Origin of the sequence: Pacificibacter sp. (genome assembly GCF_039769035.1) — a bacterium.
Taxonomy (GTDB): domain Bacteria; phylum Pseudomonadota; class Alphaproteobacteria; order Rhodobacterales; family Rhodobacteraceae; genus Celeribacter.
In genome coordinates this window covers 65,398-88,849 of the sequence record NZ_JBDMZG010000020.1, presented here as the reverse complement: position 1 = coordinate 88,849, position 23,452 = coordinate 65,398, and the positions used below count along the sequence as shown (strand labels likewise).

Annotated in this window: 25 protein-coding genes; 9 read left to right on the top strand and 16 right to left on the bottom strand. The window is 53.2% G+C overall.

The annotated features are described in order from the left end of the window. Positions 1-56: 56 nt before the first annotated feature. The gene (mnmA, locus tag ABF287_RS01745) at positions 57-1,211 is read left to right on the top strand and encodes a tRNA 2-thiouridine(34) synthase MnmA (protein WP_347183302.1); all 1,155 of its coding nucleotides are present in this window, start codon (positions 57-59) and stop codon (positions 1,209-1,211) included. On the opposite strand, the gene lpxB is transcribed toward mnmA, so the two are convergent. The 12 genes from lpxB to pyrH all read right to left on the bottom strand — a co-directional run bounded on the left by lpxB (position 1,208) and on the right by pyrH (position 13,410). After that, a complete protein-coding gene (lpxB, locus tag ABF287_RS01740) occupies positions 1,208-2,356 on the bottom strand; it encodes a lipid-A-disaccharide synthase (RefSeq protein ID WP_347183301.1) in 1,149 nt (382 codons plus the stop codon). The two genes, mnmA and lpxB, sit on opposite strands and share 4 nt — an antisense overlap. Then, on the bottom strand, positions 2,353-3,135 hold the full coding sequence (gene lpxI, locus ABF287_RS01735; RefSeq protein WP_347183300.1) for a UDP-2,3-diacylglucosamine diphosphatase LpxI: 783 nt from the start codon (positions 3,133-3,135) through the stop codon (positions 2,353-2,355). Before lpxI ends, lpxB begins: the two co-directional genes overlap by 4 nt. A gap of 12 nt (positions 3,136-3,147) precedes the next feature. Next, positions 3,148-3,945, bottom strand: a complete 798-nt coding sequence (gene lpxA, locus ABF287_RS01730) for an acyl-ACP--UDP-N-acetylglucosamine O-acyltransferase (RefSeq protein ID WP_347183299.1) — start codon at positions 3,943-3,945, stop codon at positions 3,148-3,150. A 42-nt stretch (positions 3,946-3,987) separates the two neighbouring features. Then, positions 3,988-4,446, bottom strand: a complete 459-nt coding sequence (gene fabZ, locus ABF287_RS01725; protein ID WP_347183298.1) for a 3-hydroxyacyl-ACP dehydratase FabZ — start codon at positions 4,444-4,446, stop codon at positions 3,988-3,990. Between the two features lie 225 nt (positions 4,447-4,671). After that, complete coding sequence (locus ABF287_RS01720) at positions 4,672-5,322, bottom strand: OmpH family outer membrane protein (protein WP_347183297.1); 651 nt, start codon at positions 5,320-5,322, stop codon at positions 4,672-4,674. Then, entirely contained in the window at positions 5,322-7,658 is a 2,337-nt protein-coding gene (bamA, locus tag ABF287_RS01715; RefSeq protein ID WP_347183296.1) for an outer membrane protein assembly factor BamA, read from the bottom strand. The genes ABF287_RS01720 and bamA overlap by 1 nt, the downstream gene beginning before the upstream one ends. A gap of 204 nt (positions 7,659-7,862) precedes the next feature. After that, positions 7,863-9,185 (bottom strand): RIP metalloprotease RseP, encoded by a 1,323-nt coding sequence (gene rseP / locus ABF287_RS01710; protein WP_347183295.1) that lies wholly within the window; start codon positions 9,183-9,185, stop codon positions 7,863-7,865. 64 nt (positions 9,186-9,249) lie between these two features. After that, the gene (gene dxr, locus ABF287_RS01705) at positions 9,250-10,413 is read right to left on the bottom strand and encodes a 1-deoxy-D-xylulose-5-phosphate reductoisomerase (RefSeq protein WP_347183294.1); all 1,164 of its coding nucleotides are present in this window, start codon (positions 10,411-10,413) and stop codon (positions 9,250-9,252) included. Next, the gene (locus ABF287_RS01700; protein ID WP_347183293.1) at positions 10,410-11,126 is read right to left on the bottom strand and encodes a phosphatidate cytidylyltransferase; all 717 of its coding nucleotides are present in this window, start codon (positions 11,124-11,126) and stop codon (positions 10,410-10,412) included. Before ABF287_RS01700 ends, dxr begins: the two co-directional genes overlap by 4 nt. Further along, positions 11,123-11,839 carry an isoprenyl transferase gene (locus ABF287_RS01695; RefSeq protein WP_347183292.1) on the bottom strand — a complete coding sequence of 239 codons (717 nt, stop codon included), beginning with the start codon at positions 11,837-11,839 and terminating at the stop codon, positions 11,123-11,125. The genes ABF287_RS01700 and ABF287_RS01695 overlap by 4 nt, the downstream gene beginning before the upstream one ends. 122 nt (positions 11,840-11,961) lie before the next feature. Continuing rightward, complete coding sequence (gene frr, locus ABF287_RS01690) at positions 11,962-12,525, bottom strand: ribosome recycling factor (RefSeq protein ID WP_347183291.1); 564 nt, start codon at positions 12,523-12,525, stop codon at positions 11,962-11,964. Between the two features lie 150 nt (positions 12,526-12,675). Next, positions 12,676-13,410 carry a UMP kinase gene (pyrH, locus tag ABF287_RS01685; RefSeq protein ID WP_347183290.1) on the bottom strand — a complete coding sequence of 245 codons (735 nt, stop codon included), beginning with the start codon at positions 13,408-13,410 and terminating at the stop codon, positions 12,676-12,678. Positions 13,411-13,562: 152 nt separating this feature from the next. Between pyrH and miaA the strand changes: the two genes are divergently transcribed. Next, the gene (miaA, locus tag ABF287_RS01680) at positions 13,563-14,471 is read left to right on the top strand and encodes a tRNA (adenosine(37)-N6)-dimethylallyltransferase MiaA (protein ID WP_347183289.1); all 909 of its coding nucleotides are present in this window, start codon (positions 13,563-13,565) and stop codon (positions 14,469-14,471) included. Between the two features lie 120 nt (positions 14,472-14,591). Beyond that, entirely contained in the window at positions 14,592-15,485 is an 894-nt protein-coding gene (locus ABF287_RS01675) for an AraC family transcriptional regulator (RefSeq protein ID WP_347183288.1), read from the top strand. Here ABF287_RS01675 and ABF287_RS01670 read toward each other — a convergent pair. Further along, positions 15,482-16,060, bottom strand: coding sequence for a lytic transglycosylase domain-containing protein (locus tag ABF287_RS01670; RefSeq protein WP_347183305.1), 579 nt, complete (start codon positions 16,058-16,060; stop codon positions 15,482-15,484). The genes ABF287_RS01675 and ABF287_RS01670 overlap by 4 nt on opposite strands. A 191-nt stretch (positions 16,061-16,251) precedes the next feature. On the opposite strand from ABF287_RS01670, the gene ssb reads away from it, so the two are divergent. Together ssb and ABF287_RS01660 are read left to right on the top strand one after the other, a co-directional pair. After that, positions 16,252-16,746: a single-stranded DNA-binding protein gene (gene ssb / locus ABF287_RS01665; protein ID WP_347183287.1), complete on the top strand. Its 495-nt coding sequence runs from the start codon at positions 16,252-16,254 to the stop codon at positions 16,744-16,746. Positions 16,747-16,970: 224 nt separating this feature from the next. Further along, on the top strand, positions 16,971-17,252 hold the full coding sequence (locus ABF287_RS01660) for a glutaredoxin (RefSeq protein ID WP_347183286.1): 282 nt from the start codon (positions 16,971-16,973) through the stop codon (positions 17,250-17,252). Between the two features lie 103 nt (positions 17,253-17,355). Here ABF287_RS01660 and ABF287_RS01655 read toward each other — a convergent pair whose 3' ends face one another. Continuing rightward, entirely contained in the window at positions 17,356-17,892 is a 537-nt protein-coding gene (locus tag ABF287_RS01655; protein ID WP_347183285.1) for a peroxiredoxin-like family protein, read from the bottom strand. 127 nt (positions 17,893-18,019) lie between these two features. On the opposite strand from ABF287_RS01655, the gene ABF287_RS01650 reads away from it, so the two are divergent. After that, positions 18,020-18,778 (top strand): AraC family transcriptional regulator, encoded by a 759-nt coding sequence (locus ABF287_RS01650; protein ID WP_347183284.1) that lies wholly within the window; start codon positions 18,020-18,022, stop codon positions 18,776-18,778. Between the two features lie 27 nt (positions 18,779-18,805). On the opposite strand, the gene aroB is transcribed toward ABF287_RS01650, so the two are convergent. Together aroB and ABF287_RS01640 are read right to left on the bottom strand one after the other, a co-directional pair. Next, entirely contained in the window at positions 18,806-19,960 is a 1,155-nt protein-coding gene (gene aroB / locus ABF287_RS01645; RefSeq protein WP_347183283.1) for a 3-dehydroquinate synthase, read from the bottom strand. Continuing rightward, positions 19,960-20,505 carry a shikimate kinase gene (locus ABF287_RS01640; protein ID WP_347183282.1) on the bottom strand — a complete coding sequence of 182 codons (546 nt, stop codon included), beginning with the start codon at positions 20,503-20,505 and terminating at the stop codon, positions 19,960-19,962. The genes aroB and ABF287_RS01640 overlap by 1 nt, the downstream gene beginning before the upstream one ends. 173 nt (positions 20,506-20,678) lie before the next feature. Between ABF287_RS01640 and ABF287_RS01635 the strand changes: the two genes are divergently transcribed. From ABF287_RS01635 to ABF287_RS01625, 3 genes are read left to right on the top strand one after another with little or no spacing between them, the layout of a single operon-like run. Beyond that, positions 20,679-20,816 (top strand): hypothetical protein, encoded by a 138-nt coding sequence (locus tag ABF287_RS01635; RefSeq protein WP_347183281.1) that lies wholly within the window; start codon positions 20,679-20,681, stop codon positions 20,814-20,816. Between the two features lie 34 nt (positions 20,817-20,850). After that, positions 20,851-22,473 carry a hypothetical protein gene (locus ABF287_RS01630; RefSeq protein ID WP_347183280.1) on the top strand — a complete coding sequence of 541 codons (1,623 nt, stop codon included), beginning with the start codon at positions 20,851-20,853 and terminating at the stop codon, positions 22,471-22,473. After that, the gene (locus tag ABF287_RS01625; protein WP_347183279.1) at positions 22,470-23,402 is read left to right on the top strand and encodes a site-specific tyrosine recombinase XerD; all 933 of its coding nucleotides are present in this window, start codon (positions 22,470-22,472) and stop codon (positions 23,400-23,402) included. Before ABF287_RS01630 ends, ABF287_RS01625 begins: the two co-directional genes overlap by 4 nt. Positions 23,403-23,452 lie beyond the last annotated feature (50 nt).

Here is a 23,452-nt window from a genome sequence, read left to right as displayed (position 1 = left end):
TAGAGAATATATAGGATTTTCATAACTTTTGAGCTAGTTCTGGAAAGGTCTCGGTCATGACCACTGCTTCAGGTGCCGTAACGCATCCCATCAATTCTCTTGGTTTCGCCAAGCCCCCGTCTGAAACACGGGTTGTCGTCGCCATGTCTGGCGGCGTTGACAGCTCTGTCGTAGCGGCGCAGCTGGCCGAAGAAGGCTATGATGTGGTTGGCGTGACTTTGCAGCTTTATGACCACGGGGCCGCTTTGTCAAAAAAGGGTGCTTGTTGTGCGGGTCGTGACATTCACGATGCGCGGCGCGTGGCCGAAGAGATGGGTTTCCCGCATTACGTCTTGGACTACGAGAATGTGTTCAAAGACGCGGTGATTGATGAATTTGCTGACAGCTACTTGGCGGGGGCTACTCCTGTGCCCTGCATTCGTTGCAATGAGCGGGTGAAGTTTAAGGATCTGTTGGAAACGGCGAAGGATCTGGATGCAGATTGTATGGCCACGGGGCATTACATTCAGCGCAAAATGGGCGAGAACGGCGCAGAGTTGCATTCGGCCGCCGACGGCAATCGTGATCAGAGCTATTTCTTGTTTTCAACGACAGAACAACAGCTGGATTACTTGCGGTTTCCTTTGGGGCATTTGAAATCAAAAGACGAAACCCGCGCTTTGGCGTCGAAATACGGATTGGCCGTGGCGGATAAGCCCGACAGCCAAGACATTTGCTTTGTGCCGAACGGTAACTATGCGTCCGTGATTGAAAAGCTGCGTCCAGGTGCGGCTGAACCGGGCGATATTGTGGACACTGAGGGTACTGTGCTGGGCCAGCACAACGGGGTGTTGCATTATACTGTCGGACAACGCCGCGGGCTTGGCATCGGCGGCTTGGCCGATCCATTGTATGTGGTGAAACTGGATGTGGAGCAAAAGCAGGTCATCGTTGGCCCGAAAGAAATGCTTGCCACTCGCAAAATCCCAGTGCGTGAAATCAATTGGCTGGGTGATGAGCCTTTGTCATCACGCGAAGAATGGCATGTTTTGGTGCGAGTGCGTTCGACTCGTCCTCCACGCGAGGCAATCATTCGGCCTATTTCTGATACAGAAGCAGAGGTTGAGTTGATTGTGGCCGAAGAAGGTGTTTCAGCGGGGCAGGCTTGTGTGTTCTACGACGACAACAGCACACGTATCTTTGGTGGTGGATGGATTTGGCGCGGGTATTAAGCCCGCGATATCCCATCCAAAATTGCCTTTGCGGCCAGCAAACCAGGCGCTTCGCCGCCCTGCCCTAAACGCTGCATGGTGAGATCAAGTGCTGCGCTTTGAGCGTCGGGGTTTTGCAGAACATCGCTGAGAGATTTGGCAATTGGGTCGGGTTGACAGTTTTGCGCCAAAAACTCCGGCACCACACGGGTTTCGGACACCAGATTGACCAAAGTCACGGTGTCGATCAGCAATTTGCGCTCGACGATTTTTTGCGTCAGCCATTGCATTTTATAAGCGATCACCATCGGCGTTTGATTGGCAGCAAGTTCCAGTGACACCGTGCCAGAGGCCGCCAGAGCGATGTCCGCAGCTTTAAAGGCTGCGCTCTTAGATTCTTTATCGGAGGCAGAAATCAAAATGGGCTTCACAGGCCAAGACGCGGTTTTTTCACGCACCAAAGCCTCAACTGGGCCAGCCATAGGCAAGACATAGCGCGCGTCGGGGTGTGATTTCGCGAAAATGCCAAGGGTCTTGCCAAAATCATCCGACAGCCTTGCCACTTCGCCTTTGCGCGATCCGGGTAGGACCAAAACCAAGGGCGCATCGCCGATTTGGAAGGCACTGCGAAACTCGGTGACGTCTTCGCCCTTGGCGATTGCTTCGGTGGACACAGGGTGGCCGACAAAATCACAGCGCAGCCCTTCTGCCTCAAAATACGGCGGCTCAAACGGAAACAGAGCCAGAACCTGATCGACTTTGGTGGCCATTTTGGCAGCGCGCTCAGGCCGCCACGCCCAGACCGTGGGGGCAACATAGTGGCAGACGCGCAGATCAGACTGAGCCTTGACGATATCGGCCACACGCAGACAGAAATCAGGGCTATCGATGGTCAAGATCACATCCGGTTGCCACGCGATGGCGGCTTCGGCGGTCTCTTTAATGCGGCGTTTGAGGTGAAAATATTTGGGCAGGATTTCTAGGATGCCCATCAAGGACAGCTCATCCATGGGGAACAGGCTTTGCAGGCCCTGCTCAGCCATCAAAGGTCCACCGACGCCTTGGAACTCAACCTCTTGCAAGGACGCCAGCCCAGCCATCGCAGCAGCACCCAGTTTGTCGCCAGATTGCTCGCCTGCGATGATAAAGACCTTGAGCTTGCTCATAGTGCTTTCAGGAAAATACCTGCCTCTTCAACGCGGGATTTGACACTGGCACGGTCCAGAACAATGACTTTCTCGGCCGGGATGACAAGCCCCGCAAGCCCTGCTTTGATCACGGCATCAATCGTGTCAGGGCCAATGGTTGGCATATCAATGCGCATGTCTTGGGTGTGCTTGGGCGCTTTCACAAACACGCCTTTGGCGCGGCGTAAATGATCTGGTGTCGCAGCCACGTAAGCCAGCATAGAATCCGTGCCTTGCAGCGTCTCGATCCCAAGCATCATGCCGCCTGCGCAAACCGCCCCTTGGCCAACATCCAATGGCGACAAGGCAGACAAGACCTCTTGCGCGCGTGCGGCGTCTTTGTCGTCTTGTTTGCTGGGTTTGGCACCCCAGACTGTACCTTGGGACAGGACCAATTTGGGGCAAATATCCACAGCACTTTTGATAGAAAAGCCTTGATCGGTAAAGATTTCAAGAACCTCACGCAGCAACGCATCATCACCCTTGGTCAAAGACACGGCCAGACGCATGGCATGGCGGTCCATCAACACGGGGTTCACTTTCGGGCGCGCCATGGCACCGGCAAAGGCAACAGAGGTAACGTCCAGCGCTTTGAGGTCTTTGAAAAGTCGCCCAAGTTTTTCGATCCGTGCAGAAACATGTGCGATGCCCTCAGGCACAGGCGTGGCGTCCAAAGTCACATAGACAGGCGCATCCAATTGGGCAGCCAAAAGCTGTGGCAACGCACCTGATCCTGCAATAATGGCCGTTCTGGTCACGCGTGGATCACCTTATTTAGGGGTTAAAAAACCACGGTCGCTTTCGCCAGTGACAAAGGCGATCATCTTAGCGACGTATTCGCTATCGAAGTCTTCTGATAGGCGCATGGCGCGTTCTTTAAACGACCCTTCGCCCTGTTTGAGCATCTGAAAGGCTGCGCGCAATTGATTGATATCATCACGTGCAACGCCACTGCGCTTAAGGCCGACCAAATTGAGCCCGTCCAACTCAGCACGGGGCCCTTGGACAAGTGCATGCGGCAAGACATCTGCTGTCACCATCGAGAGCGCGCCAATGATGGCGCCCTGCCCGATACGCACAAACTGGTGGATGCCAGATAGCCCGCCGATGATCACGTTGTCTTCGATGAAGCAATGGCCTGCGACAGCCACCGAATTGACCAAAATGACACGATTGCCAATCTGAACATCATGGGCAACGTGCGCGCTGGCCATGAACAAATTGTCGTCGCCCACACGGGTCACGCCGCCGCCTTGGGCCGTACCGAGGTTCAAGGTGACATATTCGCGAATACGGTTGCGCTTGCCAACAATCAGCTTGGTGGGCTCGCCATCGTACTTCAAATCCTGCGGAATCGCGCCAATTGAAGCGAATTGGAAAATGACGGTATCATCACCTATGAATGTGTCACCTGACACAACCACATGGCTTTTCAACTCCACGCCTGCGCCCAAAACCACCTGAGGTCCAACAAGGCAAAACGGTCCGATAACACAGTTTTCACCCACGATCGCACCGTCCTCGATCACGCTCGATGGGTGGATGTTCGCACTTGGATGGATGCTCATAGAGGGCTCCGAATTTGAAAAGTGACCCGACCGCAAAAAGGATCAGTCTTTTGGAAGATCCATCATCGCTGTGAATGAGGCTGTGCAGGCGACTTCGCCGTCAACTTCTGCGCGACCTTCGAATTTCCACACTTTACCACCACCACGTTTGGTTGTGATGTGCATTTTCAATACGTCACCTGGGACAACCTTGCGGCGGAATTTGCAGGATTCGATCGACATGAAGTAAACAAGAAAATCTTTGTCAGCGAGACCCTTTTCAACGCCAACCATTACGGCTGCGGTTTGCGCCATGGCTTCGACGATTGTCACGCCCGGCATGATCGGCGCACCTGGGAAGTGGCCTTGGAAATGCGGTTCGTTGAAAGTGACGTTTTTGAGCCCCGTGCAGGTGTCTACCCCATCGATGTCAACCACGCGATCAACCAACAAAAATGGATAGCGATGTGGAATAATGCGTTGAATGAGATCGATGTCTGCTGTTTTGAAGCTCTCGGTCATATCCGTCCCTTGTCTTTCGTAACTCTTCCGGCGCAACAGTTATCGCGCGGTTTTTCAATCATGATGAGCCAACGTGCCGTTGTCCAGCACCTCGCGTGAATTGTTCGCCCGCCTTTGGCATTTTGTGAACCAAAATGTGTTGAGTGAAGTCAGTATCAATGCGGTCGCGCGAAAACAAGACGGCATGCCCCACAATTGGTTTTGAATGTGGTTTGTATGGGTTACTTACTTTGGGGAAGTATCCGCATTGTCGACATCAGCCCCTTGGTCGATCACGATCTCATCCGTAACAATGTTTTCAGCTGCCGCAGCACGGGCATTCATCCTCGCAACCACACCTCGTGAAATGTCTATCGAAGCAGACATCAGATAAATCTGCTTGCGTTCAAAAACGGCGATTGCACCGACTTCTTGTGCAATTTCAGTGAGAACGAGGTTGAGAGACGCGTCGAACTCACGCAGGCCTTCATCGTACACGGTTTGCACAGTTTCAGACTTTGATTTCTGGGCGGCCCGAATAGATGTCACTTTCTCGTCAAAGGCTTCTGCACGCGCCGCGAACTCTTCAGGTGTCAGGGTCTTCTTGAGAATGGAAAGCTCTTTTTCCTCTGCTTCGAGCGCCGCATAAATCGCGTCATTTTCACTAACGAGATTATTGCGAAGTTCTTCAATCTTGGCGTCAAGGTTTTGACCAAGCGTTGATGCCGCAAAGATTGCATCACGATCAAATGCAATAACGGGAATCTGAAACCCACTGCGTTGTGGTGCCTGCTCTGATGGCGTCGTTGCACCTGAATTTGAGGTACCTTGAGCCACGACTGGGCCAGACAGCACAGCCGAAACAGCCACACAATATGCCCAGCCCAGACGTTTCATTAAAACTGCGTCGCGATCGTCAAATCAAACGTTTGTTCGATATCGTAATCTTCTTTGGCCAGTGCACGCGTGAAGTTAAACCGCAATGGACCAATAGGTGTTTGCAAGAAGATTGACGTCCCAACAACAGTCCGCCACGCGAGGTTTTCACTACCACCTGCGCCGGTTGCGTCATCAAGCCCCCAAATGGCGCCGTGATCCAAGAATACCCCACCTTTGATGCCGTACTCTTCGGGCAGGCCCAGCGGAAACACCGTTTCCAATCGCGCGGCCGCAAAGAAGTTACCACCCAATGCAAGGTCGGTCGCCGTATCGCGCGGGCCAATGCCACCTGGCTCAAACCCGCGGAGTCTTGAAGTGCTTGAGAAATACCGATCAGACACGCGTGTGTTCATGCCAAGGCCATCAATCATTCCGCCTTCAAGCGTGGCGCGCACAGTAACTTCTTCGTTCAAAACCTGTGCTTCTGCGGTCAATTCAATAGCATTTTTCAAATACTCAACGTCCCCACCAAGACCGGCGTAGTCTTGGCTAAACTTGAACAAAATGCCTGCGTTTGGGTTCACACCATTGCGCCGCGTATCAAAAGAATACGAATACCCAACGGACTGCTCAAAGACCTCTCCGACCGCGATATCGTCTTCAATCATCGCAGGAAGCACGGCATCATTTGGATTCGTCAAAGTAGACAATCCGGCCCTGTAGCGTAGCGACAAGCGACCACGTTCGGATACGGGGAAAGTCAAGCTCGGAGACACAGACAACTGCTCTTCGGAGTGCAACGCATAAATTGGACGAATGACGCCGTAGTTTGCCGCAAGCCCGAAGGCCACGTCACGGCCCAAGAATGCGGGCTCTACAAAATTGAAGCTGAGGCTGCCGTCATCAAGTTTGGTGGTCAAATTGAACGAAAGCGTTTGCCCACGTCCCAAAAAGTTGCGCTCGCTGAAGGACGCAACCAGATTGACTCCTGATGATACAGAATAGTTCGCTCCGAAAGAAAAGCTGCCGGTCGGGCTCTCAACGACATCGACATCAACCACAACCTGTTGCGGGCTTGACCCCGCGCGCGCATTCACGCGCGCATCGCTGAAGAAGCCCAAAGCACGAATGCGGCTCGCAGTTTCCCGAATTTGGCGTGGGTTAAAGGGATCGCCTTCTACAACGTCAAACTTTTGACGAATGACACGGTCAAGGGTCGTGGCGTTTCCTTCAATATCGATGCGTTCGACAAACACGCGTGGACCGCGTACCAAAACGAATTCAATATCAAGTGTTTGGGCACGGTCGTTGCGGGTGACGCGCGGCTCGACGCGCAAGAAATCAATACCCTTCTTGATCGCCAGCCGCTCCATCCGTTCAACGACGTTGTCTACAGCAACAGGCGAATAGGTTTGACCGGCCCGAATGTTCAAGACCTGTTGAAAGTCTGCGGCATCCGCTTCGGGAATGTTGGAAACCGTTGTCATCGCGCCGAAATCAAAGCTTTGGCCTTCGCGCACGTTGAAGGTCAAGAAATAGGCATTGCGTTCACGCGAAAACTCAGCTGCAACGTTGAGAATTTCAAAATCAACATATCCGCGAGACGTATAAAAATCGGTCAACACGCGTTTATCGAACTCTACGCGGTCTTCTGCGAAGGTATCGCGCCCGACAATTGCGCGGAAAATGCCGGCTTGTTTTGTTTCCAAAACGCGGCGCAAACGCGCGTCTGAGAAGTTTCGGTTGCCCACGAAGGTCAAACGTTCAACTTCAACGCCACGACCTTCGGTGACTTCAAACACCACGTCGACACGGTTGTCAGACCGGCGAATAATCCGAGGCGTAACCGTCGCGGCCAGTTGCCCCTTGGTCTCATAGGCTTCTGTGAGTGCTGCGGCATCAAATTCAACCGTAGCCGGCGAATAGACGCGACGCACCTGGGTCTGCAACACCGGCAATAACTGATCGTCGGAAATCTTTGAGTTGCCCTCGATGTTGATACGAGACACCGTCGGGAACTCAGAGACTTTAATTACAAGCTTTGAACCTTGAGGCAAAAACTCGACGGATTCGAAAAGACCGGACCCCAAAACGCGTTGATACGCATCGTTTACGGCGCCTGCCGATACGGCTTCACCGCGCGCAATCCCTGCATAGGACAAAATTGTTTCTGCCGATACGCGGCCATTGCCTTCAATGGCAACGGAGGAAAATCGAAACTCTTGCGCATACGCGGCAGATGGCACCACGACAGCAGCGGTCGTCCCCATCGCGAAAGTTGCACAAGACAGTGCCAAAGCGCGCGGAAAACTGCTGCGCATGACGTTGTTATTTCCACGTTTTTGAAACCGCATGAAAGCTCATCCATTTACCCAAGTTATTGCTTGAGTAACGGGATTAATTGCCCTTGTCAAAAGCATGCTGACCCTTCACTGGCACACAGGCATACAGTTGCGCAAACCCAAGTCCGTTTGCATGCAAAATATAATGCGCGGCCCCAACGAAGCACGCTCAAAAATGGGTTAGAAATCTATCCGCAAGACTAGCAGTCAGACCCGCTATTTACAAAACAGGTCGCTGCTTAGTCCAAGCACCATCAAGGACAAGATAACAGCCATACCCACAGCCATCATTACATTCACGGCACGGTCTGGCAGAGGTTTGCCGCGTACTGCTTCATAAATGTAGAACACCATATGCCCACCATCCAAAACTGGAATTGGCAGCAGGTTGAGAAGACCAATGGCCGTCGAGATCAAAGCAATATTGCCAATATAATCCGCCAAGGTCGGTGCGCTTGCGATGAACTGCGCCATGCCAATAGCACCGGACATATTACAAGTTGAAATCGCGCCCGTGATCATATGACCGATCCCTGAAAGGGACATCGTGATGATCCCCCAGACTTGGCGCAAAGACGACGTCAAAGCATCTGTGAGTGGAAGTTTTTCCGTTGCAGGCGAAAAGAAATACCCGCCCCCAACACCGATCAGCCAGCGGCGTTCAAAACCGCCGTCAGGCAGCGGTAAATCCCGCGGCAGTGCCGCCAATTGAACGTCAAAGGTTTCGCCAGCGCGCCAGATGCTCATAGTCATTTCAGCGCCATCTTTGGCTTTAACAACTTCTTGTAGGTCAAAAAACGTAGGGACCGCCACGCCGTCAATCGCGGTGATCACATCACCGATTTCCACCCCTGCGCGTTTGGCTGCGGATTTGACTGTAACGCTTGAGACCAATGCTGGGTGCGGATGCGGCGCGGTGATCGTGGTTTCAAAACCATCACGCAAAACCGTGTAAGTCAGCATCTCTTCACGTGGCAAAGACGTGATAAACGTCCCAATGCTTGCCATTTCGGGCACATCCTGACCATCAATGGACAGGATGACATCGCCAGCCTGCAAACCAATTTCAGCAGGCAAAGGCGTCACCTCATCCACAATCAAGCGGTCTTGAATTTGGCCATAAAACGTCAGCAATCCCACAAACAAAACGAAGGAGAAAATGAAATTGAAGAAAGGGCCGGCCAAAACAGTTGCCATGCGTGCCCAAAGCGGCGCGCCAGTCATTGTGTGGCGACGTGCGTCTGCAGGCATGTCTTGGACCAAAGCCGTATCAGGACCAGACGCAGCGTTTGCGTCACCTGCAAATTTTACATAGCCACCTAGTGGCAAGGCTGCGATTTGCCAAACAGTGCCGTGCTTGTCAGTCCGCTGAATAAGCGGTTTCCCAAAGCCAACAGAAAACACATCCGCTTTGATGCCGGACCAGCGGCCAACAATGTAGTGACCGTATTCGTGAATCGTGACCACAATCGACAAGGCAATGATAAACAGCACAACAGTAAAGGCACCGCCGCCGAAAAGAGAAAGAAGACTACTCATACTGTTTTTGCGTCCTGTGTATCATCTGCGCGTCGATTGTTCTGACACGGATATTAATCATTTATTACGATTGACCTAAGGCCATTGTGCGTTTGCGGGCTTCGCTGTCTGCTTCATAGACGTCCGACAATCGGATGTGATCTGATAAAACGCCCAAGTCCGATGACATTTGTGCGAGCACTTGCTCAACATAGACTGCCATATCGGTAAAACCGATGTCACCTGCGATGAACATATCCAACGCAGCCTCTTTTGCAGCATTAAACGTAGCTCCTGCCAAACCGCCAATCTCCATCACCTCGCGTGCAAGACGCAAAGCGGGAAACCGAACCTCATCTGGCGCTTCAAAGTGGAAGGCACCGAGTTTGGCCAAATCCAACCGCTCAACTGGCAAAGCGCGGCGCTGAGGCCAATGGAGCGCATATCCAATAGCGTGGCGCATATCCGGCGCACCCACGTGAGCCATCAAAGCCCCATCCCGAAACCCGACCAGCGCATGAATGTATGACCCAGGGTGAACGATGGTTTCAATTTGATCAGCGTTAAGGCCAAAGAACTCTTTTGTCTCAATGAGTTCCATTGCCTTGTTAAACATGGATGCGCTGTCAATAGTGATCCGCTGCCCCATGTCCCATGACGGGTGCGCGCTGGCTTGCGCCAAAGTTGCGCCTTTCAGTTGTTCAGACGTCCAAGTGCGAAACGGACCACCGGAGGCAGTAATGATCACCCGCTCAACCTCGGAAATCTCTTCGCCAACCAGTGCTTGAAAGACTGCGGAATGCTCCGAATCCACCGGCAAAATGCGCGCACCGTGCTTTGCGGCTTCGGCCAGCAAAAGCGGTCCAGCTGTCACAAGGCTTTCCTTGTTAGCAAGCGCCAAAGTCGTACCGTGCTTGAGGGCTTCAAATCCGGGAGCCAGACCAGCCGCCCCGACAATCGCAGACATGATCCAATCCGCTGGGCGCGCTGCCGCTTCAACCAAGGCCGCCTGCCCCGCGGCGCATTCAATATCTGTGTCTGCCAATGCTTTGCGCAATTCCGGCAGACGGTCTTCATAGGCCGTCACCGCGATATCTGCGGACAAATCTCGCGCATCTTGTGCAAGCTGCGCAATATTGCCGCCGCCCGTAAGGGCAACCACATCATAGGCGCTTTGATCACGCTTAATCAGATCGATCGTGGATTGGCCAATGGAACCCGTCGCACCAAAAATGGATATGCGTTTCAAGATGCGCCCCACATCGACCATGTCACCAAGCGCAAGAAGAACAAAACGGCGCCAACAGCCAAGAGCGCGTCGAACCGATCTAACACACCGCCATGGCCGGGAATGATGTTTGAGCTGTCCTTAATTCCCATGCGACGCTTCACGGAGCTTTGCGCGATGTCACCCAATTGCGATGCAAAGGACAATAGGACTGCGAAAAACACAATCATAAGGCTTTCAAATAGATCAAGACGTACGATCAGAACGGCCGTCATTGCGATCAAAGCTGCACCAAACCAGCCGCCGATGACACCAGACCATGTCTTTTTCGGACTGACACTTGGCCAAAACTTTTTGCCGCCAACCGTTCGGCCCACGAAATAACCCATCGAATCCGTGGCAACCACGATCGAAACGACGAAAAACAGCCCTGCAGGACCCGCCAAAAGCGACAGTCCCCACAGCCCAGCAAGCCCAATTACGAATAAGACGAAATACGCACCCAGTGCATAAAAATCTTCGGTGATAAGCCCGCCGCCCTGATGCGACTTAAACCGCGCCATATTGTAAAATTCCCAGACGCCGATAATGGCTGCGATCGACAAAAGCGCCTCAAACGCTTTGTGACCTGAGACAATCACCAAAATGCCGACAACAATCATAACAGCAGCCGAAGCCACACGCGGTCCAAGATCGCGCCAGTTGCGTGGTGTTTTTACAGGACGCTCAGTCATACTTTCACCGCTCCAAATCGACGATCACGCGTGGCGTAACGCGCGGTGCATTCCGCAAAGACGTCTTTCGTGAAATCTGGCCACAAGGTGTCGATAAATTCGTACTCGGAATACGCTGATTGCCAAAGCAAGAAGTTCGAAATACGCGCCTCGCCTGAGGTACGGATCACAAGATCTGGATCGGGCAAAACGCGGGTGTCAAGATACCGCGTCAGCGTGGTTTCATCGACAGTTTCAGGATCAAGCGTCCCCAAAGCGGCGTCGCGCGCCATTTCTTTCACCGCGCGCGATACTTCGTCACGGCCGCCGTAATTCAACGCAATGGTCAAATGGACCTTTTCGTTTTGCGCCGTTACCTTTTCAAGATCATCCATCATCTTGATCAGTTTGTCGTCCAGACGTGGGCGATCCCCGATAAACCGCACACGCACACCTTCTTGGATCAGATCCTTCATCTCGCCTTTGATATAACGCCGAAAAAGCGACATCAGCCCAGAAACTTCTGCCTGTGTTCTTTTCCAATTTTCAGTCGAAAACGCGAAAATGGTTAGGTATTTGACGCCAAGATCAGGACAGGCCCGCACGATTTCTTTGACACGCTTTGCACCAGCGTGATGTCCAAATAGTCGGGGTTTTCCCTTCATCTGGGCCCAGCGACCATTGCCGTCCATAATAATGGCGACGTGGTTTGGGCCAGTTTCGGTGTCGGGCATGAACCTAGGGCTCCTTAGAAGATCGCATCACGTGACAAACTGTGCGCATAGAGACATAAGATCAAAGCCTTGCCCGACGTGCCAGAAAAATCGCTTAGACAAGCGATAAAACGCCGTTGATCTTAAACTTGCATAATTTCGGCTTGTTTGTTGTCCAAAGTCTCGTCGACTTTCTTGATGAAGGCGTTGGTCATGTCTTGCACTTCACTTTCCCAGATTTTCTGGTCGTCTTCAGACATGCCGTCGTTTTTGGCTTTCTTGATCTGATCCATGCCATCGCGACGAATGTTGCGGATAGACACGCGTGCACTTTCGGCATAGCCGGCGGCCACTTTGGTCAATTCACGACGACGTTCTTCGTTCAGCTCTGGAATCGGAAGCATGATGATAGTGCCGTTGAGCTGTGGGTTGATGCCCAAACCACTTTCACGGATGGCCTTTTCAACTTTGCCAACGAGACCTTTGTCCCACACGTTGATCGTTACCATGCGTGGTTCTGGAACGTTCACAGTGCCCACTTGGTTGATAGGCGTCATAGACCCGTAAGCATCAACCATGATCGGCTCAAGCATCGTCCCAGAGCCGCGCCCTGTCCGCAATGACGCAAGTTCAGTGCGCAGATTGGCGATCGCACCATCCATACGTTTGGTTAGGTCATCGGTATCGAGCATGAAATCTTCGGACATGGTATTCGCGGCCTCGGTTTTAAACTATCTATATTGTGGTGTTACGCGGTCTGCTGGCATTTGTATAGTCGCAGCGCGATCTGAGCAAGGCGCGCCAGCGCAGCGGCTTCAACCAAAAGGCTGAACGCGCGCTACGCGTCGCGCAACGATTTAGTTGACGATTGTATAGGTGCCTTCGCCCGCCAAGATGCCTTTAAACCCACCCGGTTCGTCCAGTGAGAACACGATGATTGGCAAGTCATTGTCGCGCGCAAGCGCAATAGCGGAGGCATCCATAACGTTTAGGTGCTGGGCCAAAACGTCGTCGTAGGACACGTTGTCGTAACGCGTCGCATCGGCGTGCTTGGCAGGATCTTTGTCGTATACGCCGTCCACTTTGGTGCCTTTAAAGATCGCCTCACAAGCCATTTCATTGGCGCGCAACGTGGCGGCTGTGTCTGTGGTGAAATATGGATTGCCTGTCCCGGCGGCAAAGATGCAAACGCGGCCTTTTTCCAAGTGACGTACAGCGCGACGACGAATGTAGGGTTCAGCCACTTCATTCATTGTGATCGCAGAAATCACACGCGTGTGGATGCCGAGATCTTCCATCGCAGCCTGCATGCCCAAGGCGTTCATCACGGTAGCCAACATGCCCATGTAATCCGCCGTGGTGCGTTCCATTCCCTGCGCAGAGCCTTGAAGCCCGCGGAAAATATTGCCGCCACCGATAACCATGCAAATCTCAACGCCCATGTCGTGAACCGTTTTCACTTCGCGCGCAATGCGTTCAACGGTTGGTGGGTGCAGGCCAAAGCCCTGATCTCCCATCAGCGCCTCTCCAGAAATTTTAAGCATCACCCGCTTATATTTAATGCTGGATTGGCCTTGATCCTGATCGCTCATGAGGTATCCCCTAATGTAACCGCTATTTCGCGCAAAATGCGCCAATTCGCGCCAATATTCAATGAGGTCATGACAAAAAACATGGCCTCTGCGCATAAAAATAAAACAGCGATCCTTTGTCGCTGCCTCCGCCCCTTTGCCAAAGGTCTACAATGTCGTTGTCTGTTCAAATCTCTCATCATCTCGCGGCGCTCAGTCCCGAACAGCCCGTTTTAATCGCAGGGCCAACAGCTTCAGGAAAATCTGCGCTGGCGCTTGAGATCGCAGAACGTCAGGGCGGTGTGATTGTCAACGCGGATGCTTTGCAGGTGTTTGACAACTGGCGTGTCTTGACTGCACGCCCCCCTGCGCAAGACGAAGCTCGCGCGCCACATGCGCTTTACGGGCATGTTTCCGGAACATCTGCCTACTCCGTCGGGCATTGGCTCAGAGACGCGACACCCTTTTTGACAAGCGGCCAACGGCCGATTTTCGTCGGTGGTACGGGCTTGTATTTTTCCGCTCTGACAGAAGGCTTGGTTGAAATTCCACCAACCCCCGACAGCATTCGCGCCGAAGGGAACGCACGCCGCGCGCAAGACGGTGACCATTTGGGGCTTTTGGCAGACCTTGACGCCGAAGACCCGCAAACAGCGCAAAAAGTCGACCGTCTCAACCCAATGCGAGTCCAACGCGCGTGGGAAGTCCTGCGCGCAACAGGGCAAGGTCTTGCGGCTTGGCAGGCCATGACACCGCCGCCTGCCTTGCCCCTTGAAACCGCCTATCCCATCGTTATGGATGCAGACAAAGACTGGCTGAATGACCGCATTGCCCAGCGATTTCAGATAATGTTAGACAGTGGTGCATTGGAAGAAACCCAAGCCAATTTACCAAACTGGGACCCGACGCTGCCCTCATCAAAGGCCATCGGCGCGCCGGAATTGATTGCATATTTGCAAGGTGACATGACATTAGCGCGCGCCAAAGAGGCCGCAACTGTCGCAACACGCCAATTTGCAAAGCGACAACGCACTTGGTTTAGGGCGCGGATGAAAAGCTACCACCACATATCGCTGCCTTAACTAATTGTAGCGGATCTTGCACTGCCTCATACCTAATTGTTTTTAAAAGGTAAATTTATTGACCTGTCGGTCTAACAGGTTAAAATGCTGGGATACAAAAAGTTAGGTACGTAGTATCCCATGACCAACCCCATTTTCAGCACAGTGCCTCTTGGTCAATTGTCAGCGGAGTCCAAAGAATCCGAACGCGCCACCGCGCGAAAGGATACGATTGCGCCGACCATTCCTGTGCAACCAGCCTACCGCGTAGATCCACTGGCGCGCATGGCGAAAGGCAATGCAAAATGGCGGACAGCAGCGATGCGCAGCCACAGAACGCCTACGTTGCTATGGTTCACACGCGGTCAGGGTCGGCTCACCATTTCTGGGGTCACACGTGGGTTTGGCGGTCACAACCTCATCTTTTTGCCCAAGCACACCATGTATGGCTTTGAGGCGATCGGACAGGCTTATGGCTCTATCGTGCACTTGGCCGATGATCCAAATCTGTCGTTGCCTCAAACTCCGCTGCATTTGCGGTTCTCTGATTTGGCGCAGCAAAACGAAGTCAGCACAATGATTGACAACCTTGCGCGCGAAATCGACAGCGACCTTCCTGGTAAAGACCGCGCTTTGGCGCTGCAAGCCGGTTTGTTTTCGGTGTGGTTGGAGCGCCAAATTGACAATGGGCCGGACTACGACATGACGCCTGATGCTGCACGCAAACTCGCGGCGGCCTTCACACAACTCGTCGAACGGGATTTTCGCCAGACCCACAGCGTCAGTGACTATGCGGCCGCACTTGGCGTGACGACAACGCATCTGACGCGCTCTTGCAATATTGCCTGTGGTCGGCCGGCCTCAGTCATTTTGGCGGATCGCGTGCATTTTGAGGCGCGTCGATTGTTGAAAGAAACAAAATACCCTGTGAAAGCGATCAGTAAGACCCTCGGGTTTCACTCGCCCGCTTATTTCACGCGGTCTTTTCACAAACAAACAGGCCAATCCCCCACTGCATTCCGCAAGGCTGATTAACTGCCCATAATCACGCGAACATAGTGCTTAGTCTCTTTGTAGGGCGGCACACCGCCGTACTTTTCAACTGCCCCTGGACCTGCATTATACGCAGCCAACGCCAACCGCCACGACCCAAACTTATTGTACATCTGGCGCAAATACCGCGCCCCGCCTTCAAGGTTTTGCCGCGGGTCTTTCGGATTTACACCCAAAGTGCGCGCTGTTTGCGGCATCAACTGCGCCAACCCCAACGCGCCCTTGCTGGACCGCGCCTTATGATTCCAACCGCTTTCTTGTTGAATGAGACGCAAAAACAGGTCCGTTGGAACATTGTGTCGTTTGGCTGTCGCGCGTGCGAGCACCAAAAACTCACCATTATAAGACCCTGTGTAAGGCAGCACTGTTGCGCCATCTGCGTTTGGAGACACACCGCTTTGCGGACGCAAGGAAACAGACCCCGAATATTGCTCGGCCGCGCGCCCATCTAGGACGTCCAATTGCGAACGATAGATCGAGCTGCGTGACTTGGATGAGAACAACGCATCAGCTTGAACTGCCCCTACTAAAAACGAGGCAACGCAAAGTCCGGCAATCGCGACTGCTGTTTTTTTAAAAAGGGTCAATTTGTTTCCAACTTTAGTTCTTACGGCGAAATATAAGCGCCACTTTACCCCAATCCAAGCCCCACGGTTCCCAAACAGCATTGATCCGCCGATTTTAGGCTTTCAAAGCGCGTCCCAGAGTGGTGTAACAGATCAAACAAGAATCTAACGGGAGACGCGATATGGCGGGTTCGGTCAACAAAGTGATCATCATTGGCAACTTGGGGCGTGACCCCGAAGTGCGCACATTCCAAAACGGCGGCAAAGTGTGCAACCTGCGCATCGCCACATCTGAAACATGGAAAGACCGCACAACCGGCGAACGCAAAGAGCGCACCGAATGGCACTCTGTCGCTATTTTCCAAGAGGGCCTCGTGCGCATCGCGGAACAGTACCTGCGCAAAGGCTCCAAAGTTTACATCGAAGGCAAACTGCAAACCCGCAAATGGCAAGACCAATCCGGCAATGACCGCTACTCAACCGAAGTTGTTTTGCAAGGCTTTGACGGCGTCTTGACAATGCTCGACGGTCGCGGCGAGAATTCTGGCGGCGGCGGTGGCTACGACAACGGTGGTTCACAAGGCGGTGGATACAACGACGGTGGCAACAGCGGCGGATCTCAAGGCGGATCGGGCGGCGGTCGCTCTTCAATGGATGACGACGAAATCCCGTTCTAGGCTGGAATGTCTCAGTTTTGAGATGTCTACCTTAAGACGTTTAAGGGGTTGGCCGCGCGCCAGCCCTTTTTCTTTGCGGCCGCACAGCCCAATGCAGACCTTTGCTTTCGAGCATTTATGCTCAAACCCGCTCGCGCAAATGTGACCACAGCGCGACTTGTCGTCAGCCCAGACAGCGCCTTTATCCTCAAGACAGGAATAAGAAGACGCAAAGGAGAACGCACATGAGCACACCGCCACGCAAAGCCATCATTCACCGCATGGATCTGCCCAATTACACCTGCGGTTACGGGACTGCAGCGCTTGAGCTGCTGACCGCCAACGGTTTTGAGGTTGAAGATCACGTGCTGCGCACCCGCCATGAGACCGACGCTTTCAAAGACAAGCATCACATCAGCACCACACCGCTCATATTTATCGAAGGCGTGAAGATCGGAGGCTACACTGATCTCAAAGCGCATTTAAAATCGCTCAAGCCAAAAGCCAAACGGCTTTGGCAAAGTTAAGCTGATTTTTGATACGAAAAAGCCCCCGCAGTGATGCTGCGAGGGCCACAAAGTGGCATCTCAGCGGTCTGGGAGGACCGCGCCGGTGCCGTTTTTAAGGACTTTATACGTCGCCAGTGTATTCGCCGCGTGCTGGGTAGTTGTTTTTGATGACAAAATCGAGTGCACCAGACAGCTCGCCAAACGATGGGCGGCAGAACGGCATAGTTTGCACGATGCCGTAGTAGAGTGATTGCTCTGGCGTCACCATAAAGATACCCGGCTCAGAGAAAAGATCAGGCTCCATGATGTCGATGGAGGTTTTGCCGCGTGACGTGGAAATGTAGAGTCCCCATTCACGTGCTTTTTCCAACGGCAAATCATATGCAAAACGCAAGCCAGGCACGTTCACTTTCGTCGCCATCTCGCGAGCGCGCTCTTCGCCGTCTGAGCTGATCGCAATCACATTCACGCCGCGCTCTTCGAATGCGGCAATGTATTTGCCAAGATCTTGGAGGTGGTTTGCACAAGCTGGGCAGTGAAGGCCGCGAAAGAACACAACGAGCGTGCCGCGTGTGCCAGTTTCAGTGGAAAGATCGAATGTACCGTGATCCAATGTTGGAAGGGAAAGATCTGGAGTTTTTTTACGTGGCGTGAGCATGATGCATCCTTTTGAAGTAAACGTTATGCTTTCAATATATAGAGTTTTCAGATATAAAAATCTCAATTAGATGATCAAAACACCTAAATGTAGTTCAAAACACTGATCAACACGTGAGAGACCCAAGATGAACCGCATTGATCGACTGACCACATTGATGAAGCATTTTCCAGTATATGTGCGGCCCGCGCCGCTCAGCAAGGCGTCTCTCGTCGTCACCGGAACGCAAAGCGATTCTCTAAGTCTTTCGCCGGAGAATATTCACTTTAAACCCAAGAACTCTGGTTTTGAGCACCTCAAAAGCGATACGATTTTTGCGGCGAAAGTCGACTGGGAGGGCACCAACAGTCCCCTTTTTCCGGCCCTGCCTGAAAAAATTGAACTCGATGTGTCTAAAGATCCTGAGATGCATATCCTCATCAGCCTCATTCGCACGGAGTTGACCGAGCAGCGTTGCGGCTCTGACACCGTGGTTAACCGCCTCGGTGAAGTGCTGATGGTGCGTTTGCTGCGCGGTGAGATCAGCTCAAAGAGCTCCGAGCCGGGTCTTCTCGCGGGTCTTGCCGATCAACGCTTGAGCAAAGCCATCGTCGCCATTCACGACAATCCCGGTCGCGCTTGGCGCAATGAGGACTTCGCAGATTTGGCAGGCCTATCGCTCAGCCGGTTCTCGCAGATGTTTCATGATATCGTCGGCATGCCGCCTGCGGTCTATTTGCGGCGCTGGCGTTTGTCGCTGGCACGCCAAGAACTCATTCAAGGGGAACGTGTGGAGCGCATCGCGCATCGCTATGGCTATACATCGCCTGAGGGCTTTACGCGCGCCTTTAAGAAGCATTTTGGTGTTGCTCCGATTTCAATGCGCTCCCAAAAAGACCCTGTCTGATCTCAGTATTTACTTTAAACTCAAAACCTAAAGCTTATCTCTTAAAGCGTCTTCGATGATTTTAAGAACGGCGTCTTTTGGCACATCAGAGGTCACAAAACTGTCGCCGATGGAGCGATTGAGGATAAAGCGCAACTGCCCGTCGAGAACCTTTTTATCCTGCGCCATCATATCGACCAGCTCTTGAGCTGATGGCAAATTGCCCTCAATATCCTTCAAGTCGCATTTCATACCCATCGCTTTAATTTGCGCCCGCACCCGGCTCGGCGCTTCTTGCGAGCAAAGCCCCAAACGCGCAGACAATTCAAAAGCCAAGGCACAGCCAATCGCGACACCTTCACCGTGTAGCAAACGATCTGAATAGCCCGTCGCCGATTCCAAGACATGGCAAAACGTATGGCCAAGGTTGAGCAGCGCACGATCACCCTGCTCCGTCTCATCGCGCACAACGATTTCGGCCTTCATTTCCACCGACCGCTTCACCGCATAGGTGCGCGCAGCGACGTCGCCAGCGGCCATCAACGGGCCGTTTTCCTCGAGCCATTCAAAGAACGATTCATCCCCGAGCATCCCGTATTTCACAACTTCGCCACAGCCAGACAAAAAGTCCCGTGGTGTCATGGTGCCAAGCACAGAGATGTCTGCGAGCACCAAGGAAGGCTGATGAAAAGCGCCGATCAAGTTCTTGCCTGCGTCTGGTGAATTGATGCCAGTTTTACCACCGACAGAGCTATCGACTTGCGCCAAGAGTGATGTTGGAATTTGAACAAACCGAACCCCACGGCGCAAAATGGACGCAGCAAAACCTGCCAAATCGCCAATAACACCGCCTCCAAAGGCAACCACAACGTCGTTGCGTTCCACCTTTTGCGCGAGCAGCCATTCGACCGTTTTGGTCAATTCAGGCCAACATTTGGTGCTTTCACCCGCAGGTAAGACCAAGGCCTCCATTTCAATGCCAGCAGCCGCCAACCCATCGCGCAAAGTCGCCAGATGAAGCGGCGCGACGTTTTCTTCGGTGACCACGCAAACACGCTTCTTCTTTCCCAAAAGCGGTGCAATATGCGCGCCCGAAGCGGCAATAAGCCCCTCGCCGATCCGCACATCATAAGCACGATCACCAAGCGGAACATGAACGGTTTGAAAGGTGCCAAGCGCAGTTTGTGGGTCAGCTTGTGTCATCAGGTATCCTTTACAATTCCGCCGTGTGCGACCAAGGCATCCACAACCTTTTGCGCCATTTGTTCCACGCTCAGGCCAGGTTCTGCTTCAACCACAATTTCAGCTTTGGCATACATCGGCTCACGCGTCTGGGCGAGATCTCGCAACGTTTCATATGGGTTGGCTGTTTGCAACAACGGCCGCGTGTTGCGGTGGCGTACACGCTGCCACAGAATGTTCAAGTCAACCTTGAGCCAGACGGCCACGCCTTTTTCCAATATCATCTCGCGGTTATCAGCACGCATATACGCACCGCCACCGGTCGAAAGAATACAGCGTTCGTCGTTGAGCAACCGTTCGATGACTTGCGATTCCTTAGTGCGGAAAAACGGCTCGCCATCGCGTTCAAAAATCTCGGCAATAGTGCGGTCTGCGGCCAATTCAATCTCAGCGTCGGAATCAAGAAATGGAACATTCAAAATCTGCGCGATGGCCTTGCCAACCGCGGTTTTCCCCGCGCCCATCATACCGACAAGCACAACAGTTTTTTTCAGTCCCTTGGCCATCTTGTCCCCACGCACGTGCAGATTTACGCACGGCGATATCTTGCTCACATTAAGTTGTGGTCCTCAATGGCGTGATATTGAGGGAATTTCCATATATAAAAGTAAGAAAACATGTCATATCTGCTGAAAACCTGTCAAACGATCATAAGACATGTGGAACGAAAGGCCTATCGATGCGGAAATTCTTTGGACGACTCTTGATGATGGTGATTGCGCTTGGCGCGATCGGATTTGTCGCGTTTGCCTATGTCGGGGATTTGTCGCCGAAGCGCGCAAACGTCAGCATTCCCGTGACGTTGACCTTAAACTAGAAATCGCAACGATCAGTTCGAGAGTTTGGTAAGCGTGAACACAGCCCGAAAGTTGCCCTGGAACAGCCGTAAGTCTTTGCTTGGCACCGTCCTAGTTGCCGCATTTGCCTGCGCGGGCGTGCTGGACAGCGCGGCGCAAGATCTTTCAGACGGTAAACCTTTGTCTGCGATTGATTGGCTGTCTGATTCACTTGATGCCCCGCGCATAAGCCGGACACCTGCAGAACCGCAGCGTCGACCAGATGTGGCTTTGACCGATGACATTGCCACCAATGCCCTGCCAGAAAGCGTGTCAACCGGCCCGATTGGCACACCGCGCGTGGATGCTGTAGGTCTTTTGAGTGCCGCACAAACGGGATTGCCACGGAATTTGTGGGGCGCATCGCGTGCGCTTGATTTGAGCCGCAGAATGACGTCGATTGCGCAGGAAACCGACCTGCTGCCCGCTTCGCGCCGTCTTTTGAACACGCTCATCTTGGCCGAGCTTGATCCCCCGATCAGCGATATTCACGACGGGCGTCTGTTTGTGGCCCGTTTGGACGCGCTTTTGGCGCAAGGCCTCGTGGAAGAAACTGACGCGTTGATCCGCCGCGCGGGAATAAAGACCCCCGATATTTTCAAGCGCGCCTTTGATGCAAAGCTGTTGATGGGCACTGAGGACGAAGCCTGCGCCCAACTCAAGGCCACACGCGACCTGTCCCCCACATTGCCAACACGTATCTTTTGCTTGGCACGAGACGGCGATTGGTCTGCTGCGGCTTTGACATTAGACACCAGCACAACGCTCGGCTTGATTTCGACCGAAGACGCCGATTTGTTGGCGCGCTTTTTGGACCCTGAATTGTTTGAGGGCGAACCGCCCTTGCGCAGACCCAGCGTTCTGACCCCTTTAACGTTTCGGATGATGGACGCCATTGGAGAACCGATCGCGACGCAAACCCTGCCTTTGGCGTTTGCACAGTCAGATTTGCAGCCCACGGCAGGATGGAAAGCCCGCGCAACTGCTGCTGAACGCTTAGCACGGGTTGGTGCCCTGACGCCCAATCGGTGGCTCGGCATTTGGTCTGAACATTTGCCTGCTGCATCAGGTGGCATTTGGGACCGCATTGGCGCGCTGCAACATTTTGAGTCGGCCTTGGCCTCGGGCAATCCAGATGACGTGACCAGCCGACTTCAACGCGTTTGGGATGAGATGGGCGTCACCGGTCTGGAAATCGTATTTGCGGATCTGTTTGCGCGCAAACTTGATACGATGGATCTGACAGGTCCCGCCGCGAACACCGCTTTTGATATTGGTATGCTCTCCCCGTCCTACGAACTGATTGCAGCGAAATGGGACAAGCCGCTGTCGCAAGATGCAGCGTTTTTATCATCTGTGGCCTTGGGCGACATGCCTGACACGCCACCTGCAACCCCAACCAAACGCGCAATCTATGATGGATTTCAGGCCACCGAAATTCCTGTAAGACTACTGGGATTGGTGCAAAATCAACGCCTTGGCGAGGCAATTTTGCGCGCCATTCAATTGTTGGAAGGCGGCGCGACAGGTGATCTGGACGAGCTTACAGATGCCATCGCATTTTTCCGCACCGTCGGACTTGAGGCCACAGCACGCCGTGCGTCGCTTGAAATTCTGTTGTTGGAACGACGCGGATGAGCCACGATCACAATTGGATTTCGCGCTACGCCGAAGCACAGGCCGCCGAATTGGGCGCAGCCGAAAACACGCGGCTATCATATGGCCGCGATCTTTTGGGGTTTTCAGAATGGCTTGCCAAACGTGGCAGCGCGTTTGAACAAGCGCAACGCGCGGATGTGGAAGGCTATTTGATCGATTGTGAAGCCGAAGGTTTGGCACAATCCACACGGGCGCGTCGGTTGTCATCTATCAAACAACTGTTCCGATTTGCCTTTGAGGAAGGCTGGCGATCCGACAATCCTACGCTGCAAATTCGCGGCCCTGGTCGTACAAAACGTTTACCCAAGACCTTGTCAGAAGAAGAGGTCTCGCAATTGTTGGAGGCTGCCCGCGGATTGGGTCGCAACGCGTTTGAGCGCGTACGCAACACATGTTTGATCGAAGTGCTCTACGCCACAGGCATGCGGGCGTCTGAGTTGGTTGAGCTGCCGATATCCGCAGTGCGCGGCGATCCGCGTATGCTTTTGGTGCGCGGCAAAGGCAACAAAGAACGGATGGTGCCACTGTCACCGCCCGCGCGTGATGCGTTGAAAAACTGGCTGACTTTGCGCGACGAGGTCGAAGAAGAAGCCCGCATCGCGAAGGGTCAAAAACCATCACGGTTCGTCTTTCCGTCTCGTGGAAAATCTGGGCATTTGACCCGCGTTGGCTTTTATCAGCTGATCAAAGAGATTGCGGTACAAGCAGGCATTTCCCCTGACAAAGTCACGCCACACGTCATGCGGCACGCTTTTGCGACGCATCTGTTGGCCCATGGTGCAGACTTGCGCGCCATTCAAACGCTTCTGGGGCACGCGGACCTGTCGACAACGGAAATCTACACACATGTGTTGGATGAACGGCTTAAAGAATTGGTGCTGACCCATCATCCCTTGGCTGAGAAATAACGAAATTCGCGCCTAAACCCCTTAAACTTGGCGCCAAACTTGCACGCTCT

What these genes read in the sequence shown, in the direction of transcription:
- mnmA (WP_347183302.1), top strand. Translation starts at nt 57, where the DNA reads ATGACCACTGCTTCAGGTGCCGTAACGCATCCCATCAATTCTCTTGGT.
- lpxB (WP_347183301.1), bottom strand. Translation starts at nt 2,356, where the DNA reads ATGAGCAAGCTCAAGGTCTTTATCATCGCAGGCGAGCAATCTGGCGAC.
- lpxA (WP_347183299.1), bottom strand. Translation starts at nt 3,945, where the DNA reads ATGAGCATCCATCCAAGTGCGAACATCCACCCATCGAGCGTGATCGAG.
- fabZ (WP_347183298.1), bottom strand. Translation starts at nt 4,446, where the DNA reads ATGACCGAGAGCTTCAAAACAGCAGACATCGATCTCATTCAACGCATT.
- ABF287_RS01720 (WP_347183297.1), bottom strand. Translation starts at nt 5,322, where the DNA reads ATGAAACGTCTGGGCTGGGCATATTGTGTGGCTGTTTCGGCTGTGCTG.
- bamA (WP_347183296.1), bottom strand. Translation starts at nt 7,658, where the DNA reads ATGCGGTTTCAAAAACGTGGAAATAACAACGTCATGCGCAGCAGTTTT.
- rseP (WP_347183295.1), bottom strand. Translation starts at nt 9,185, where the DNA reads ATGAGTAGTCTTCTTTCTCTTTTCGGCGGCGGTGCCTTTACTGTTGTG.
- ABF287_RS01700 (WP_347183293.1), bottom strand. Translation starts at nt 11,126, where the DNA reads ATGACTGAGCGTCCTGTAAAAACACCACGCAACTGGCGCGATCTTGGA.
- ABF287_RS01695 (WP_347183292.1), bottom strand. Translation starts at nt 11,839, where the DNA reads ATGCCCGACACCGAAACTGGCCCAAACCACGTCGCCATTATTATGGAC.
- frr (WP_347183291.1), bottom strand. Translation starts at nt 12,525, where the DNA reads ATGTCCGAAGATTTCATGCTCGATACCGATGACCTAACCAAACGTATG.
- pyrH (WP_347183290.1), bottom strand. Translation starts at nt 13,410, where the DNA reads ATGAGCGATCAGGATCAAGGCCAATCCAGCATTAAATATAAGCGGGTG.
- miaA (WP_347183289.1), top strand. Translation starts at nt 13,563, where the DNA reads ATGTCGTTGTCTGTTCAAATCTCTCATCATCTCGCGGCGCTCAGTCCC.
- ABF287_RS01675 (WP_347183288.1), top strand. Translation starts at nt 14,592, where the DNA reads ATGACCAACCCCATTTTCAGCACAGTGCCTCTTGGTCAATTGTCAGCG.
- ssb (WP_347183287.1), top strand. Translation starts at nt 16,252, where the DNA reads ATGGCGGGTTCGGTCAACAAAGTGATCATCATTGGCAACTTGGGGCGT.
- ABF287_RS01660 (WP_347183286.1), top strand. Translation starts at nt 16,971, where the DNA reads ATGAGCACACCGCCACGCAAAGCCATCATTCACCGCATGGATCTGCCC.
- ABF287_RS01655 (WP_347183285.1), bottom strand. Translation starts at nt 17,892, where the DNA reads ATGCTCACGCCACGTAAAAAAACTCCAGATCTTTCCCTTCCAACATTG.
- ABF287_RS01650 (WP_347183284.1), top strand. Translation starts at nt 18,020, where the DNA reads ATGAACCGCATTGATCGACTGACCACATTGATGAAGCATTTTCCAGTA.
- aroB (WP_347183283.1), bottom strand. Translation starts at nt 19,960, where the DNA reads ATGACACAAGCTGACCCACAAACTGCGCTTGGCACCTTTCAAACCGTT.
- ABF287_RS01640 (WP_347183282.1), bottom strand. Translation starts at nt 20,505, where the DNA reads ATGGCCAAGGGACTGAAAAAAACTGTTGTGCTTGTCGGTATGATGGGC.
- ABF287_RS01635 (WP_347183281.1), top strand. Translation starts at nt 20,679, where the DNA reads ATGCGGAAATTCTTTGGACGACTCTTGATGATGGTGATTGCGCTTGGC.
- ABF287_RS01625 (WP_347183279.1), top strand. Translation starts at nt 22,470, where the DNA reads ATGAGCCACGATCACAATTGGATTTCGCGCTACGCCGAAGCACAGGCC.